Source organism: Belliella alkalica (genome assembly GCF_022549785.1).
Taxonomy (GTDB): domain Bacteria; phylum Bacteroidota; class Bacteroidia; order Cytophagales; family Cyclobacteriaceae; genus Belliella; species Belliella alkalica.
The window spans coordinates 158,871-172,576 of sequence record NZ_JAKZGO010000006.1; the positions used below are offsets into that span (position 1 = coordinate 158,871).

Annotated in this window: 13 protein-coding genes; 2 read left to right on the forward strand and 11 right to left on the reverse strand. The window is 36.7% G+C overall.

The genetic code is table 11. The features are described 5' to 3' along the window. Nucleotides 1-25 precede the first annotated feature (25 nt). A complete protein-coding gene (locus tag MM213_RS09320; protein ID WP_241411640.1) occupies nucleotides 26-1,660 on the forward strand; it encodes an ABC-F family ATP-binding cassette domain-containing protein in 1,635 nt (544 codons plus the stop codon). 311 nt (nucleotides 1,661-1,971) lie between these two features. On the opposite strand, the gene MM213_RS09325 is transcribed toward MM213_RS09320, so the two are convergent. From MM213_RS09325 to rpsT, 9 genes are all read right to left on the reverse strand, one after another. Beyond that, the gene (locus tag MM213_RS09325; RefSeq protein ID WP_241411642.1) at nucleotides 1,972-2,766 is read right to left on the reverse strand and encodes a zinc-dependent peptidase; all 795 of its coding nucleotides are present in this window, start codon (nucleotides 2,764-2,766) and stop codon (nucleotides 1,972-1,974) included. A 364-nt stretch (nucleotides 2,767-3,130) separates the two neighbouring features. Beyond that, nucleotides 3,131-4,714 (reverse strand): hypothetical protein, encoded by a 1,584-nt coding sequence (locus MM213_RS09330; protein ID WP_241411643.1) that lies wholly within the window; start codon nucleotides 4,712-4,714, stop codon nucleotides 3,131-3,133. A 523-nt stretch (nucleotides 4,715-5,237) separates the two neighbouring features. Continuing rightward, nucleotides 5,238-6,803, reverse strand: a complete 1,566-nt coding sequence (gene rny, locus MM213_RS09335) for a ribonuclease Y (protein WP_241411645.1) — start codon at nucleotides 6,801-6,803, stop codon at nucleotides 5,238-5,240. Nucleotides 6,804-6,870: 67 nt separating this feature from the next. Next, nucleotides 6,871-7,155, reverse strand: coding sequence for a cell division protein ZapA (locus MM213_RS09340; protein WP_241276332.1), 285 nt, complete (start codon nucleotides 7,153-7,155; stop codon nucleotides 6,871-6,873). Between the two features lies 1 nt (nucleotide 7,156). Further along, nucleotides 7,157-7,441: a hypothetical protein gene (locus tag MM213_RS09345; RefSeq protein WP_241411647.1), complete on the reverse strand. Its 285-nt coding sequence runs from the start codon at nucleotides 7,439-7,441 to the stop codon at nucleotides 7,157-7,159. A gap of 3 nt (nucleotides 7,442-7,444) precedes the next feature. Beyond that, nucleotides 7,445-9,856, reverse strand: coding sequence for a phenylalanine--tRNA ligase subunit beta (pheT, locus tag MM213_RS09350; protein WP_241411649.1), 2,412 nt, complete (start codon nucleotides 9,854-9,856; stop codon nucleotides 7,445-7,447). A gap of 115 nt (nucleotides 9,857-9,971) precedes the next feature. Next, entirely contained in the window at nucleotides 9,972-10,598 is a 627-nt protein-coding gene (locus tag MM213_RS09355; RefSeq protein ID WP_241411651.1) for a DUF1684 domain-containing protein, read from the reverse strand. 4 nt (nucleotides 10,599-10,602) lie between these two features. Continuing rightward, nucleotides 10,603-11,298: a RadC family protein gene (radC, locus tag MM213_RS09360; protein ID WP_241411654.1), complete on the reverse strand. Its 696-nt coding sequence runs from the start codon at nucleotides 11,296-11,298 to the stop codon at nucleotides 10,603-10,605. Nucleotides 11,299-11,542: 244 nt separating this feature from the next. Next, on the reverse strand, nucleotides 11,543-11,797 hold the full coding sequence (rpsT, locus tag MM213_RS09365; RefSeq protein ID WP_241276327.1) for a 30S ribosomal protein S20: 255 nt from the start codon (nucleotides 11,795-11,797) through the stop codon (nucleotides 11,543-11,545). A 210-nt stretch (nucleotides 11,798-12,007) separates the two neighbouring features. On the opposite strand from rpsT, the gene MM213_RS09370 reads away from it, so the two are divergent. After that, complete coding sequence (locus MM213_RS09370; protein ID WP_241411656.1) at nucleotides 12,008-13,027, forward strand: zinc dependent phospholipase C family protein; 1,020 nt, start codon at nucleotides 12,008-12,010, stop codon at nucleotides 13,025-13,027. Between the two features lie 113 nt (nucleotides 13,028-13,140). Here the strand turns inward: MM213_RS09370 and MM213_RS09375 are convergent, their stop codons facing one another. Then, the gene (locus MM213_RS09375; protein WP_369413895.1) at nucleotides 13,141-13,401 is read right to left on the reverse strand and encodes a type II toxin-antitoxin system RelE/ParE family toxin; all 261 of its coding nucleotides are present in this window, start codon (nucleotides 13,399-13,401) and stop codon (nucleotides 13,141-13,143) included. Between the two features lie 41 nt (nucleotides 13,402-13,442). Next, the gene (locus MM213_RS09380; RefSeq protein WP_241411660.1) at nucleotides 13,443-13,670 is read right to left on the reverse strand and encodes a hypothetical protein; all 228 of its coding nucleotides are present in this window, start codon (nucleotides 13,668-13,670) and stop codon (nucleotides 13,443-13,445) included. Nucleotides 13,671-13,706: the final 36 nt, after the last annotated feature.

Genomic DNA, 13,706 nt, shown 5'->3' on the forward strand with positions numbered 1-13,706 from the left:
ATTTGCATCTTCAAATTCGAATTTCATGATTTCAGTAGATAATATAGCGGTATTACATGGCGGATCAGCATTGTTTAGCGATGTTTCTTTCTCCATCAACGAGAATGACAAAATAGCCCTGATGGGTAAAAATGGAGCTGGCAAATCCACCATGCTCAAGATCATAGCTGGAGCAACCAAACCTACTAAAGGTGGCGTTTCTGCCCCAAAAGATGCAGTGATTGCCTACCTTCCCCAGCATTTGCTCACTTCTGATGATTGCACTGTGATGGAAGAAACCTCCAAAGCTTTTGCCTCATACCTGGATATGAAGACAGAAATTGATAGACTGAATGAGGAACTCACCGTTAGGACTGATTACGATTCGGAAGAATATTACAAGATCATCGAACAAGTCTCTGAATTGAGTGAAAAGTTTTATGCTATAGAAGAAGTCAATTATGAAGCTGAAGTAGAGAAAGTACTTTTGGGATTAGGATTTGAAAGGGCTGATTTCACAAGATCAACCAAGGAATTCTCCGGCGGATGGAGAATGAGAATTGAACTTGCTAAGATCCTTTTGCAGAAACCAGACTTGATACTTTTGGATGAACCTACCAACCATTTGGATATCGAGTCCATTCAGTGGCTAGAGGATTTTCTGACGGAAAAAGCAAAAGCAGTGGTGGTAATTTCTCACGATAGGGCATTTGTGGACAATATCACCAACAGAACCATTGAGGTGACTATGGGAAGAATCTATGACTACAAAGCCAAGTATTCCCATTATCTCGAACTGAGAAAGGAGCGAAGAGAACAGCAGCAGAAGCAATTCGACGAGCAACAGAAATTTATTGCTGAGACAACTCAATTCATAGAAAGATTTAAGGGCACTTACTCCAAGACTTTGCAAGTGCAGTCTCGTGTGAAGATGTTGGAGAAGTTGGATATAGTAGAAGTGGATGAAGTTGACTCATCTGCTTTGAAATTGCGCTTCCCTCCATCCCCAAGGTCTGGAAAATACCCAGTCATCGTAGAAGAGCTCACTAAATCCTATGGCGATCATGTAGTCTTCAAAGATGCAAGTATGACCATCGAACAAGGTCAGAAAGTTTCTTTCGTAGGGAAAAATGGGGAAGGAAAATCTACTATGATCAAAGCGATCATGGGAGAAATAGACTTTGAAGGAAAATGTGAATTGGGCCACAATGCCATGATCGGTTACTTTGCCCAAAATCAAGCTTCTCTATTGGATGAAAGCCTGACGATTTTCGATACGATCGACCAAATCGCAGTAGGAGAAATCAGGGGGAAAATAAAGGATCTCTTGGGAGCATTTATGTTCAAAGGCGATGATATCAACAAAAAGGTAAAAGTGCTTTCCGGAGGAGAAAAAACCAGATTGGCAATGATCAAACTTTTGTTAGAACCTGTCAATCTCTTGATTCTCGATGAACCTACCAATCATTTGGATATGAAAACCAAAGACATCATCAAGGATGCGCTAAAAGCTTTTGATGGAACTTTGATAGTTGTTTCCCACGACAGGGATTTCTTGGATGGATTGGTGACTAAAGTTTTCGAATTTGGCAACAAGCGTGTAAAAGAACACTTCGAGGATATCAATGGATTCCTGAGAAATAAGAAATTAGAGAATTTAAGGGAAGTGGAGAGGAAGTAAGGTTAATATTATCTATTAGGCAGGCAAATCCAAAAACCTTTCAGGTTTTATTGATAATCAACTATTTGTAAGTTGAAAGTATCTGAAACCTGGAAGGTTTTTACTCTCTACAAACCAACCTACTACAATAATATATTGCGGACTTTGGGGTAAAGTGGAAGAATACTTTGTGAAAAATTTGAAATAAACATCGAACCCATGGCTTGTATCCTCACCAGGCATTATTTTCCCATGTGACCTCCATGGCTTGTGTCCTCTCCAGCCATTTTAAATACTATAATTAAATTTTACAATTTGGTTGTTGGTACCATTCAAGAATTTGCTCCCTGACTATTCTTAGTGAGCACTAAAGGGTCCTGTCTTAGCAAGTACACCAATGATTGATAGAGTCTTTCATTATAACTTTTGAACTTCGATGATTTCTCAAAAAAAGCTTCCAAGGCAACTGCAAAAAACTCGTGTTCATTGACTCCTGCCGATGACCGAAACAAGGAAGACTCTTGACTCCTTATTTTTTGAATTTCTGATTTTGCCAATTCTGAATATTTTCCCCAAAGTATTGGATTGAAAAAGTTGCTTTCCCTATTGTAATGGATTTGGTTTTCAAGTTTCATAGCATGGGCTATTTCATGAATTCCGAGATTTACCCCATCATCATTTTTGATAAAGCCCCTTACAAAGTTCTCCCATGACAATACAATAACTCCCAATTTTGGATTCACTTCCCCCTGATGGTATTGCTTGTTGATCGTCGAATAATAAGAATCCTGATAAATCAAGATTCGTCTAAAGTGTTTTAGAGTCATTCCCTGAAACCCAAAAGTCACTTTCACGGCAGTCGCAGAAATCAACAGCTTCATCTCTTGCGTTACAGCTTTCAATTCGCCCCTTGGCAGAAACTCTTTCTCCGCAATAAACCATTCTACTTTTTCGACAAATTCCTTCTTGTGGATATCTGAAAGTCCTGCATAATAAGGAAACAGATTGGACAAAATATTTATATCTTGAGGAGAGAGCTTTTGCTTGGCAATCCTTACTTTGAAATTCTTGTAACTTGAATAAAACAACTCACCAATACCGAAGAATAAATGCGTAAGTACAAACATTAAAAGGAGCTGTTAGGTGGATTAGTAATTTTTACTAAAATAGAAAAAGTAAACTGACTAAAAAAGATGTTATTTGATTTTAAACCTTGGCTGTGTCTCCAAAAGCCATTTACATTATACATCTTTTTATCGACAAAAGTGTTCTGTGAGGACACAGAACATGTTGTTAAAAAAAAGAGAATGGTCTGTGGGGACACTGACCATGGTATTGGAATCTAAACTTGCAATACAAGTTATTGGTTATTTGTAGATCAATAATGAAAAAGCCCCCAAAATGATTTTAGGCGCTTTTTTGATTTTTCAAGGGATTAAGAAATAAATATCTAATTTCTTTATTTTTTTCTAATAAATTAAAGAAAGAGTATTATTTCACTACTAAACCAACTTTCACACTTCCTGTATCATATTTATGTACAATTACAGAATTTGTATTAGTCGAAACCTCTTGCAAAACTGGATCATAAAAATACATCTTAATTGATCCTAAATAATCTGACTCTACACTTCTTAAAACGTTAATTTCAATAGGCTTAGTAATAGTTGTTGGAGACTCGATATTTCCAGCTACACCAATCGTTGAATTAACTTCTTCTTTGAGTCCAAGACTTATTTTTTTATTCCCAACAAAATTAGTCTCATGGGCAAAAGACATTTCAAAAGTTTCTTTATACATTAATTCTTCCCCTTCATCGTCTTCATATATTTTCAAATACCTTGTCAGTGGTCCATTTTTTATATCCCATTTACCTATATTAACTGGATTGGGTAAAACAACTAATTTAGAAGTAAACTTACTAGGGTCAATCTTATAAGTATGCTTACTCTTCCTAAACCATGTAGAGTGCCTGTAAGAATGATCTATATTGAAGTCCCATATCTGATCTGGTCTGAGCGGAGCAAAAACAATTATTGGCGCACCTGAAGAAGTATATACTTCAAACCTAAAATCATATGATCCTTTAGACCACATTCTGTCTATTAATTCCGCTGAAGTATATCCATTTCTGGATTTTCTAGTGACTCCTGAGTTTACAATAAATGGATCTCTATTATAGATTTGTGAATCTCTTTGACCAGAAATATCATAATATACTTTGGGATCAATTTCCAAAAACTGAATATACTCATTCACAGAATGATTCAAACTACCTGTCATATTTTGAGGAGTAATTCCATAATAGATAAAGTCCCTTTGGAAACCTTTTTGGCTGATACTTCCGTCATCCTTATTAAAATGAGTGAAAGCATTAATTGCTTTCTGCCCAACTTCATTAATCCCTACAATTAATTCTTCATCACTTGAATGTGAATTGGTACCTTCAAATGCAGGTGATCTAAAAATTACTCTTCCTCTACTCCTAGCGTTATGGCTATTTTCAGGAATGATCACCCTGCTGTTTTCATTTACCACAAACACATGAAAGTTTGGAACTTCTCCCTTCTCAAAACTCAATTCTTCAACCCCATTGAAGAAAAGTGCATTTTCTGACTTCTTGGAAACGATAACCGGGATTTCTGTATCATCGGTATCCAGATTTTCTGGTAGTATATCAAAAAATTCGATTCTTGACACATAGATGTTCAACAACGGGATGCTCCTTTCTATTTTTTCAAGCTCCTCCACAGAAGAATAAGAAATCAGAATATCACGGAGAGTCTCATTTCCAATCGTCTCATCTTTCACTAGGTAATACAACACATCATAATTCTTATCGAATTGCTTGAGAGACTCTTGCTTAAGAAATTCACGAACTTCTTTTCTCTCATACACTGCTTTCGATAAAATACTGGCAAACTTTGTCATATTCTCCTCTTTGATCGAGGCATTCAATGACTTTTTCACTTTCCCATTCTCTTGGAAATCATTTTCCGTACATGCACTGAGAAACAAACCCATAATTAGGCCAAAGGTTAGACAAACCTTTAATGATAGTAATCTTGCTTTCATAGCGAATAAATTGATAGTTAAAACAAATTAATAGTTAAAATAAAATTTTTGTCCTATTTCATATTGAAAAAGCAACTCTTCTATTTTTGAAGGTGCAAAGGTAGATATTTTTAAAAAACATTACACTTTTCATTTAGAAAACACTCAATTTATACTTTAAAATATTGATTTTCAATTATATAAAACACAATCGCCAGCAATAAACCAAAATTTATAAAAAAGGCTGATGGAAAATGCTTTTAAAGTACTAATCATAACAAAAGTGATTTTTGAGATACAGAACACATGGTGGATTGTTTTCCATATCTCTTAGACGTCGGGAGAAAGTGTGTGTGTGTGTGTGTGTGTTCTGAGAAGACACAAAGTGTGCTCTGTGAAGACACAGAGCACGGTTGAAGGGTTGGAAAAAAATTATTAGAAAATGGTCTGTGAGGACACTGACCATGTGACAAAAAAACGGCCTGTGAATACACAGGCCGTAGATTAATTTTATTACAGTTGACTATTGACAGTCGACCGTTGACTATTTAGCATAACTCACAGATCTCATTTCCCTGATTACGGTGATTTTGATCTGTCCTGGATACTGCATCTCTTTTTCGATTTTTTGGGAAATATCAAAAGACAATTGACTTGCCGTTTGGTCACTCACATTGTCAGCATCTACCAATACGCGTAATTCTCGACCTGCTTGCATCGCAAAGCATTTGTTTACTCCATCAAAGCTCAATGCCAAATCTTCAAGATCTTTCAATCTCTTGATATAGCTATCCATGATTTCCCTTCTTGCACCTGGTCTAGAACCAGAAATCGCATCTGAAGCCTGTACGATCGGTGAAATCATAGACGTCATTTCGATTTCATCATGGTGAGCTCCTATAGCATTACATACTTCTGGATGCTCCTTGTATTTCTTCGCCAACTCCATACCCAAGATCGCATGTGGAAGCTCTGCTTCCTCTGGGTAGACTTTTCCGATATCATGTAGCAAACCTGCTCTTTTCGCCATTTTGGCGTTCAATCCCATCTCTGCTGCCATGGTCGCACATAGCTTGGCTACTTCTTTTGAATGTTGAAGCAAATTCTGTCCGTAAGATGAACGGAATCTCATCCTTCCTACCATCCTGATCAACTCCGGATGAAGGCCATGAATCCCTAACTCAATACAAGTTCTTTCACCAATCTCTACAATCTCTTCTTCGATATTTTTTTCTGTCTTGGCAACTACTTCTTCGATTCTCGCAGGGTGGATTCTTCCATCCTGTACCAATCTGTGAAGCGAAAGTCTCGCTACTTCCCTTCTTACTGGATCAAATCCAGATATGATGATTGCTTCTGGTGTATCATCTACTACAATCTCTACTCCTGTAGCTGCTTCGAGGGCACGGATATTTCTACCTTCCCTACCGATGATCTTTCCTTTGATATCATCACTTTCGATATTGAATACTGACACGCAGTTTTCGATTGCATGCTCAGTAGCCGTTCTTTGTATCGTATCCAATACAATCTTCTTGGCTTGCTTGGTTGCAGAAAGTTTTGCTTGGTCAAGGATATCCTTGATATGTGATGAAGCTTTGGTGTTGGCTTCGTCCTTGAGCATTTCTACAAGCTGCTCTCTTGCTTCTTCTTTGGTCAAGTTGGCAATTTTCTCCAAATCAGCGATTCGTTGGCTAGTCACTCGGTCTAGTTCATCTTTTTTCACCTGAACCGAATGCATTTGGGCATTTAGGTTTTCCTTCTTGCTTTCGAGTTCAGCTTCTTTGCGCTTAACTTGTTCCAGCTCTTTGGAAAGCACCTGCTCTTTTTGTTTGAGCTTGTTTTCGTTGGTGATGATGATGGCCTTCTTCTTATTAGCCTCTTCTTCAAACTCAGATTTTAGCTTGAGGTATTTTTCTTTGGCTTCGAGAATTCTGTCCTTTTTCAAAGACTCTGCATTCATTTCCGCTTCACGCAGAATGATTTTGGCTTTCTCTTTTGCATCCTCTTCTATTTTTTTGTTGTTGCCTTTTAGAAAAAAGCCTACAACCAAGGCGCCAATCCCAAGTCCTATCAGACCTGCAATGATAATGTATATTGATTCTCCCATAGGTGTATTAATCTATAAATACCTTATAGGAAAGCAAAAAGTACGCGGAGTGAGTGATAAGCAATAATTACAGAAGATTAGTCAGATCTTTATTTATTTTGGTTAAAGTTTCTTTGATCAATTCACTATCATCAGAATTGATCTTGTCCTGCTCCATGGATTCCACCATACAATCAAAGGCTACCATAGCCAATAGATCTTGTTTGTCATCCAATCCAAATTCTTCTCTATATCTTTTTATTTTATCATTAATCAATTTTCCTGCGTGTCTGATTTTCGCCTCATCCTCTACTTTTACTTTCATTGGATACTCTCGATCTCCAATTTTGATTTTCACAGAAAGTGTTTCCATATCATTCAGACAAATAGGCAATTATATTATCGATTTCCTTTATATAATTATTAATCCTTTCTCTCAACTCGGCAGACTCAATGTTTTCCACTGGTATGCTGTTTACAAGTTTAGTAATTTTAATTTGATTTTTAAAATCCTCCAACGCCGCATCCCTTTCTTTTAGGCTTGACCTCAAGAAATCAACCTCATGCTTTAGCATCAGATTTTGTTCTTCTACCTGCTCAAGTTTTTTACCAACTTGAGAGGTGAGCTTTTCTAATCGTTGGAGTTCTTCGTGAATCATTTTCTATTTTCTGATAAATGCTCCGACTTCATTCTCAAAGCCTTGTATCAAACGGCTCATTGTTTTATCAATAACTTTATCTGTCAGCGTATTCTCTGTATCTTGAAGATAAAAGCTCAATGCATAAGCCTTTTTACTAGCATCAATTTTATCTCCTTGGTAAACGTCAAATACACCAATTTTTTGCAATAACTTCCCTCCGGCCTTTAATGCAACTTTTTTGATTTCATCAAATGTAATCTTTTTATCAATCACAAGCGACAAATCCCTTCGTACTTCTGGGAATTTTGATATTTCCCCATACTTTTTTAATCCTTTAGACTTTTTAGCCAATAAGTCCCAGTTTAACTCAGCAAATAGGACTGATTGCTTTACTTCAGCAAGTCTGGTGATACTTCCATCAAGCAAGCCAACAGTACCCAACACTTTTGCCCCCAAATTTATTTGCAAAGCATAATCGAAAGGTGATTCATGGACAATCTCAACCGTAGTATTATCTATGTTCAGCTTTTCCAAAATCAACTCTACAACTGCATACAAATCTGGAAACTGAACTTCCTTCGATGGTTCAAGCCAGCTTTCTGCTGTCTTTTCCCCTGTCAAGAAAATCGAAAGTCTCTTTTCTTCACGGTAACTTTCCCCTTCTTTGAAATAAACTGATCCAAACTCAAATAACTTTAAGTCCTTTTGCCTTCTGTTGATATTGTGAGACAAAACTTCCAAGCCAGTGAAAAGAAGACTCTGCCTCATAACGCCTAAGTCCTCGCTCAGTTTATTCAGAATCACGACATTGTTTTCTGATTGAAGATAAGCAGATTTCTCAACGTAAATTGGTTTTGTGAGGGAATTTGTAATGATCTCAAAGTATCCAAGACCAGAGAGAACTTCACTAAGTCTATACTGTAGCTTGTTCAAATCTTTGCTTGGATGCTCGGCAAGAAAATCTGCATTCAGATTCTCTGACAATGCGACATTTTCAAATCCATAAATCCTCAACACCTCTTCAATCACATCAGCTTCCCTAGTCACATCAACTCTATAAGGCTTCACTATTGCTGTAAATCCCTCTTCGCTTTCATTGACTACTTGGATATCCAAGCCATTCAAAATCGACTTCACGGTTTCTTTCGGGATATGCTTGCCAATCAGCCTATCAATGTGTTTGTAGAGAACAGCAATTTCAAAATCAGCTATTGGATTAGGATAGAGGTCAAGGATCTCAGAAGAAATTTCTCCTCCAGCCAGTTCTTTGATCAAGAGCGCTGCCCTTTTGAGTGCATAGATTGGCATGTTTGGATCTGTACCCCTTTCAAACCTAAAAGAAGCATCAGTTTTCAAACCATGAAATTGGCTCCCTTTTCTGATAATATCAGGTGAGAAATAGGCGCTCTCCAGGAAAATTTTTGTAGTTTGATCTGACACGCCAGATCCTTTTCCTCCAAAAACACCCGCTATGCACAAACCTTTTTCAGCATCACATATCATCAACTCTTCTCCAGACAATTTTCTTTCTTTGTCATCCAAAGTCACAAAAGGAGTTCCTTTGTCTAGCTTCTTCACATTGATCTTACCTCCGCTAATATAGTCGGCATCAAATGCATGAAGAGGTTGCCCTAGGTCGTGTAGGATAAAATTAGTGATATCTACAATGTTGTTGATCGGCTCCAAATCCAAAGCTTTCAAATAATTTTGCAACCAAGCGGGTGAAGGACCTACTTTCAAATCGGAAATTGTAAGTCCTGCATATCTTGGGCAATCATTCGGATTTTCTATAGAAACAGGGATAGTTAAGCTTGTATTATCTACTTTGAAATCTTCTACTGATGGCAAGCAAACTTCTCTATTCAATAATGCTTTGAGGTCTCTTGCTACACCTAAATGAGATGCAGCATCAGCTCTATTGGGTGTCAATCCAATCTCCAAAACATCGCCTTTTTCTACTTTGAAATACTCAGAAGCTGAAGTTCCATTTGGTAAATCTGTGTCTAAAACCATGATCCCAGCATGACTTTCACCAAGTCCGATTTCATCCTCAGCACAGATCATTCCTTGGGATACCTCCCCTCTGATTTTTGCTTTTTTGATTTGAAAAGGTTCACCAGTCCCAGGGTAAAGTGTACATCCTTCTGTAGCTACAACCACTTTTTGTCCTGCAGCGACATTAGGCGCACCACATACGATAGGAACTATTTCTGAGCCTATATCAACAGTTGTAATACTTAATTTATCTGCATTAGGATGTCTTTCACATGTCAATACTTCTCCAATGACCACACCTTCCAGACCTCCCTTGATAGATTCGAAAAGCTCAACACCCTCGACCTCCAAGCCTGATCCAGTCAATAAGGATGCTATCTCCTCCGAGGATTGATCTAGTACGATAAAATCTTTTAATCTATTTATGGAAATTTTCATGAATTCAATGTTGTTTCAGAATAAGGCACAAATTTAAGAGAAATGGAATAGGCAAGAAGGTAAAAGAGGCTATTTTTTTATTTTTCTTAAGAAAAGTCAAAAATGCTCTGAAAAATCAATCTTTCTTTACAGAATAATCTTTTTCTCCTGCCTCAATAGCTATTTCCATCAAGTTCTCTTTCGGAGGAAGTGGGCACGCAAAATCAGGATTATAGGCACAGTAAGGATTATAGGCTAGATTAAAATCTATGGAAATACTGTTTTTGCCATCTTGACGTAAATTGAGATATCTTCCTCCACCATATGTATCTCCCCCGCTAGTAGCATCCGCAAAAGCCAAAAAGAAATTTCTTTTGTCTACTTCATTAAAAGACTGGAGAAGGAGTAATTTTTGTGGAGATCCTTTTAAGTCAAACTCTAGATAGGAGTGTTTTATATATTTTTCAATAGAACCATCGGTCATGGGTAACTCCATTACTTTCCTATCTTCTACAGCAACCATCTTTGCCCGAATTTTAAAAGCAGGATCAATTTCGTAAAAGCTCAAATTGCCCAACGCAGCTTTCTGTTCTTTACTTAGTGGAGAATCTTCATTGTATTTCAAAAACTTAAACTGCTTATCTCTTTCACTCTCCACCCTTTCTAAATAAGCGTCTGGATCATCCGAACTCGTCAACGTATATGCAACTGCTGCCATGACAACCAATGCTACGACTGTCAATAAAATATTCTTAGTACTCATGTTTTTAAATTATTCCTTCATCTGCGAAGCTAAAATAGCCACAATCTGCGAATATAACATGATCGATTACGGTTACATCAAGATTTTCTCCCGCTTTCACTAATTTTTCTGTCAATCTTTTGTCTTGCTCAGAAGGTTTGAGATTGCCAGAAGGATGATTATGTACCAAAATTATCGAATTAGCCATTACTTCCAATGCATATTTAAATATCACTTTTGGGTCAACAACAGTCGAATTTGAACCTCCACGACTAACGAGTTGTTTTTTGAGGAGATTATTGTTTCTATCCAAAATAATAATGTAGAAAGACTCAACTGTCTCATCCATAAGATCCGGTTTCATCAAATCATAGGCATCAGAAGAGGAAGTGATTCGAAGTCGTTTTTGGGGATCTCTGTTTTTTCTTCTTCTACCAAGCTCCAAAGCACTTACAATGGAAATTGCTTTTGCCTCTCCGATCCCTTTGAAGCGTTGCAAGTCTTTGACTGACATTTTTGCCAAAGCACTCAGGTCATAATTCACAGATGCCAAGATATATCTGGAAAGATCTACAGCACTTAAAGATTTGGTACCAGAACCTATCAGGATTGCTATCAGTTCGGCGTCTGACAAAGCTGACCTGCCTTTTAAAAGCAATTTTTCTCGTGGTCTGTCTTCTTCTGCCAATGCAGAGATCTTGATTGATTGGTAATCTTCCATAAAAGTGTAAAGTTTAAAAGTCTGCTAACTCTAAATAAATAAAACATCGTAAACCGACACTCTTCCATCATATTGTTGAAAAGATTTTGACCATTTGAAGATTAGCCATTAGTCTAAACAAAAAATCTTATCTACCTTCCGGAAGAAAATAGGATATACAGAAAATAAAAATAACATTTTTAATGAAACAAAAAAAGCCTTAATCTTTCGATTAAAGCTTTGATATATTTTGTTCAGCTTAATTTTAAGCCAAAGAATTGACTAATCTAGTCAATTTTGATTTTTTGTTCGAAGCGTTGTTCTTATGAATGATATTTTTCTTAGCCAATTTATCAATCATAGATGTAACTTTCTTCAAAAGCTCCTGAGCTTCTACTTTATCAGTAGTCAATTTCAATCTTTTGATAAAAGTCCTTGTTGTCTTGGCCTGATATCTGTTTCTCAAACGTTTGGCTTCGTTTGCACGAATTCTTTTAATTGCCGATTTGTGATTTGCCATATCTTAGTTTACTTAATTTCTTTAACAATCCCCTTAGTCCTAAACGGAGTGCAAAGTTAATGGATTAATTTTTAAACGCAAAAGGATTTCTTCGCTAAACCTAGTAAAGTTGAGAAATCAGGTGAATTTTATTTCTAATACCGCCTTAGAGCTACAAATGTAGCATTAATTTTTGTTATCTGAATTCTGATTTTTTTATTATTTTTGAATATGCGTAAATTTTTAGCTTTCATATTTATACTTTTCTTCTTGAGCACTGACATCATTGCTTGGGGATTTTTTGCCCACAAGCGTATCAATAGGCTCGCTGTCTTTTCGTTGCCTCCCGAAATGATTGGCTTCTTCAAATCAAACATTCAATTCATCACCGAAAATGCTGTAAATCCTGACAGAAGACGCTATGCAGTCAAAGGAGAAGCAGAGAAGCATTTCTTGGATGCTGACGTTTATGGTGACAGTGCTGTTTACACTTTGCCAAGATACTGGAATCAAGCCGTAGAGAAATTTGGTGAAGAAGAATTGCGAAAACATGGAATCGGACCATGGAACGCTTACAATACCAAAAACCAATTGACGGAGGCTTTCAAAAGAAAAGACCAAAAAGCAATCCTTAGACTGGCAGCTGATTTGGGCCATTACATTGGTGACATCAATGTCCCTTTGCATACTACGAGGAATTACAATGGGCAACTAACAAATCAATATGGAATTCATGGTTTTTGGGAAAGTAGGGTACCTGAGTTGCTTTCTGATGACTTTGATTTTTTTGTTGGACAAGCTGAATATATCCCCAATACACAACTTGAAGCTTGGGATGCAATTATTGGAGCGCATTTAGCCTTGGATTCTGTTTTGAATTTTGAGAAAATCCTGACACAAAGATTTCCAGAGGACAAAAAATACAGTTTCGAGGAAAGAGGAGGCATCAACACCAAAGTATATTCAAAGGAATTCACAAAAGCATACAACGACATGCTTTCTGGTCAAATAGAAAGACAGATGAAGAAATCAATAAAGATGATCGCTGACTTCTGGTATAGTGCATGGATTGACGCTGGACAGCCTGACCTAAACGCACTTCTTAAAAATCCAGTAGAGGATTTGGAGGAAAAATTCGCTCCTCCTTCCTCAACAATCGAAGTAAGAGAGCATGAAGGTATTTCATATAATGAATCTCCAGAAGATTTTCGGGAATCATTTTACCGTGCGATGTGGAGAACGGGGAATTAGGGAAAAACAGAAAATAAAATGATGAAAGCATGGGATTGATCACATCCTTAACATCCAATTGTTTAAACTACTTTCCAATAAAATATACCATCGGACTTTAAACGAAAAACAATTTATCCCTTCATTTTTTCAGGTGCTTGTCTAGTATCAAAAAAATCTGTCATGTACACTTTTTCAGACTCAATACGGTAAATTATTTTGAAATCCCCCTCCACTAATCTTCTATGTCCTTTTCCCAAATGTTCCAAATATTCTTCAAACTGGCCTTTTTCTGGATTATCAATCAAACTATCAGCCTTATCTAACAACTCCACCCCTATTTCTTGAGCTTTTCCCAACGGAATCTTTTGGGATTTCATCAAAAACTGAATGATTTCTTTTAAACTTTAAAAAGACTGTTCAGTATAAATAACTTTCATATACCTAAGCTGTTCTCAAGCTTTTTCTCTACTTCTTCCCTTGTATAAACTTCACCTTCTCTAATATTTTTTTCAGCATTTAATGCTCTTGAAGTTAACTTTTCTTTCAGAATAGGTTCTAAACTTGACTTGGTCAACAAATTTTTTATTAGCTCTAAAACATGATGGTCATTTTCTTTCTCGATCAGAGATCTTATTTCTTCTTTTATATTTATTGCTCCCATAACAGTTTAAAGTTAATGATTTTTCGTTAAAGCATC

Coding starts and splice junctions, on each gene's coding strand:
- MM213_RS09320 (WP_241411640.1), top strand. CDS start 26: ATGATTTCAGTAGATAATATAGCGGTATTACATGGCGGATCAGCATTG.
- MM213_RS09325 (WP_241411642.1), bottom strand. CDS start 2,766: ATGTTTGTACTTACGCATTTATTCTTCGGTATTGGTGAGTTGTTTTAT.
- MM213_RS09330 (WP_241411643.1), bottom strand. CDS start 4,714: ATGAAAGCAAGATTACTATCATTAAAGGTTTGTCTAACCTTTGGCCTA.
- rny (WP_241411645.1), bottom strand. CDS start 6,803: ATGGGAGAATCAATATACATTATCATTGCAGGTCTGATAGGACTTGGG.
- MM213_RS09340 (WP_241276332.1), bottom strand. CDS start 7,155: ATGGAAACACTTTCTGTGAAAATCAAAATTGGAGATCGAGAGTATCCA.
- MM213_RS09345 (WP_241411647.1), bottom strand. CDS start 7,441: ATGATTCACGAAGAACTCCAACGATTAGAAAAGCTCACCTCTCAAGTT.
- pheT (WP_241411649.1), bottom strand. CDS start 9,856: ATGAAAATTTCCATAAATAGATTAAAAGATTTTATCGTACTAGATCAA.
- MM213_RS09355 (WP_241411651.1), bottom strand. CDS start 10,598: ATGAGTACTAAGAATATTTTATTGACAGTCGTAGCATTGGTTGTCATG.
- radC (WP_241411654.1), bottom strand. CDS start 11,298: ATGGAAGATTACCAATCAATCAAGATCTCTGCATTGGCAGAAGAAGAC.
- rpsT (WP_241276327.1), bottom strand. CDS start 11,797: ATGGCAAATCACAAATCGGCAATTAAAAGAATTCGTGCAAACGAAGCC.
- MM213_RS09370 (WP_241411656.1), top strand. CDS start 12,008: ATGCGTAAATTTTTAGCTTTCATATTTATACTTTTCTTCTTGAGCACT.
- MM213_RS09380 (WP_241411660.1), bottom strand. CDS start 13,670: ATGGGAGCAATAAATATAAAAGAAGAAATAAGATCTCTGATCGAGAAA.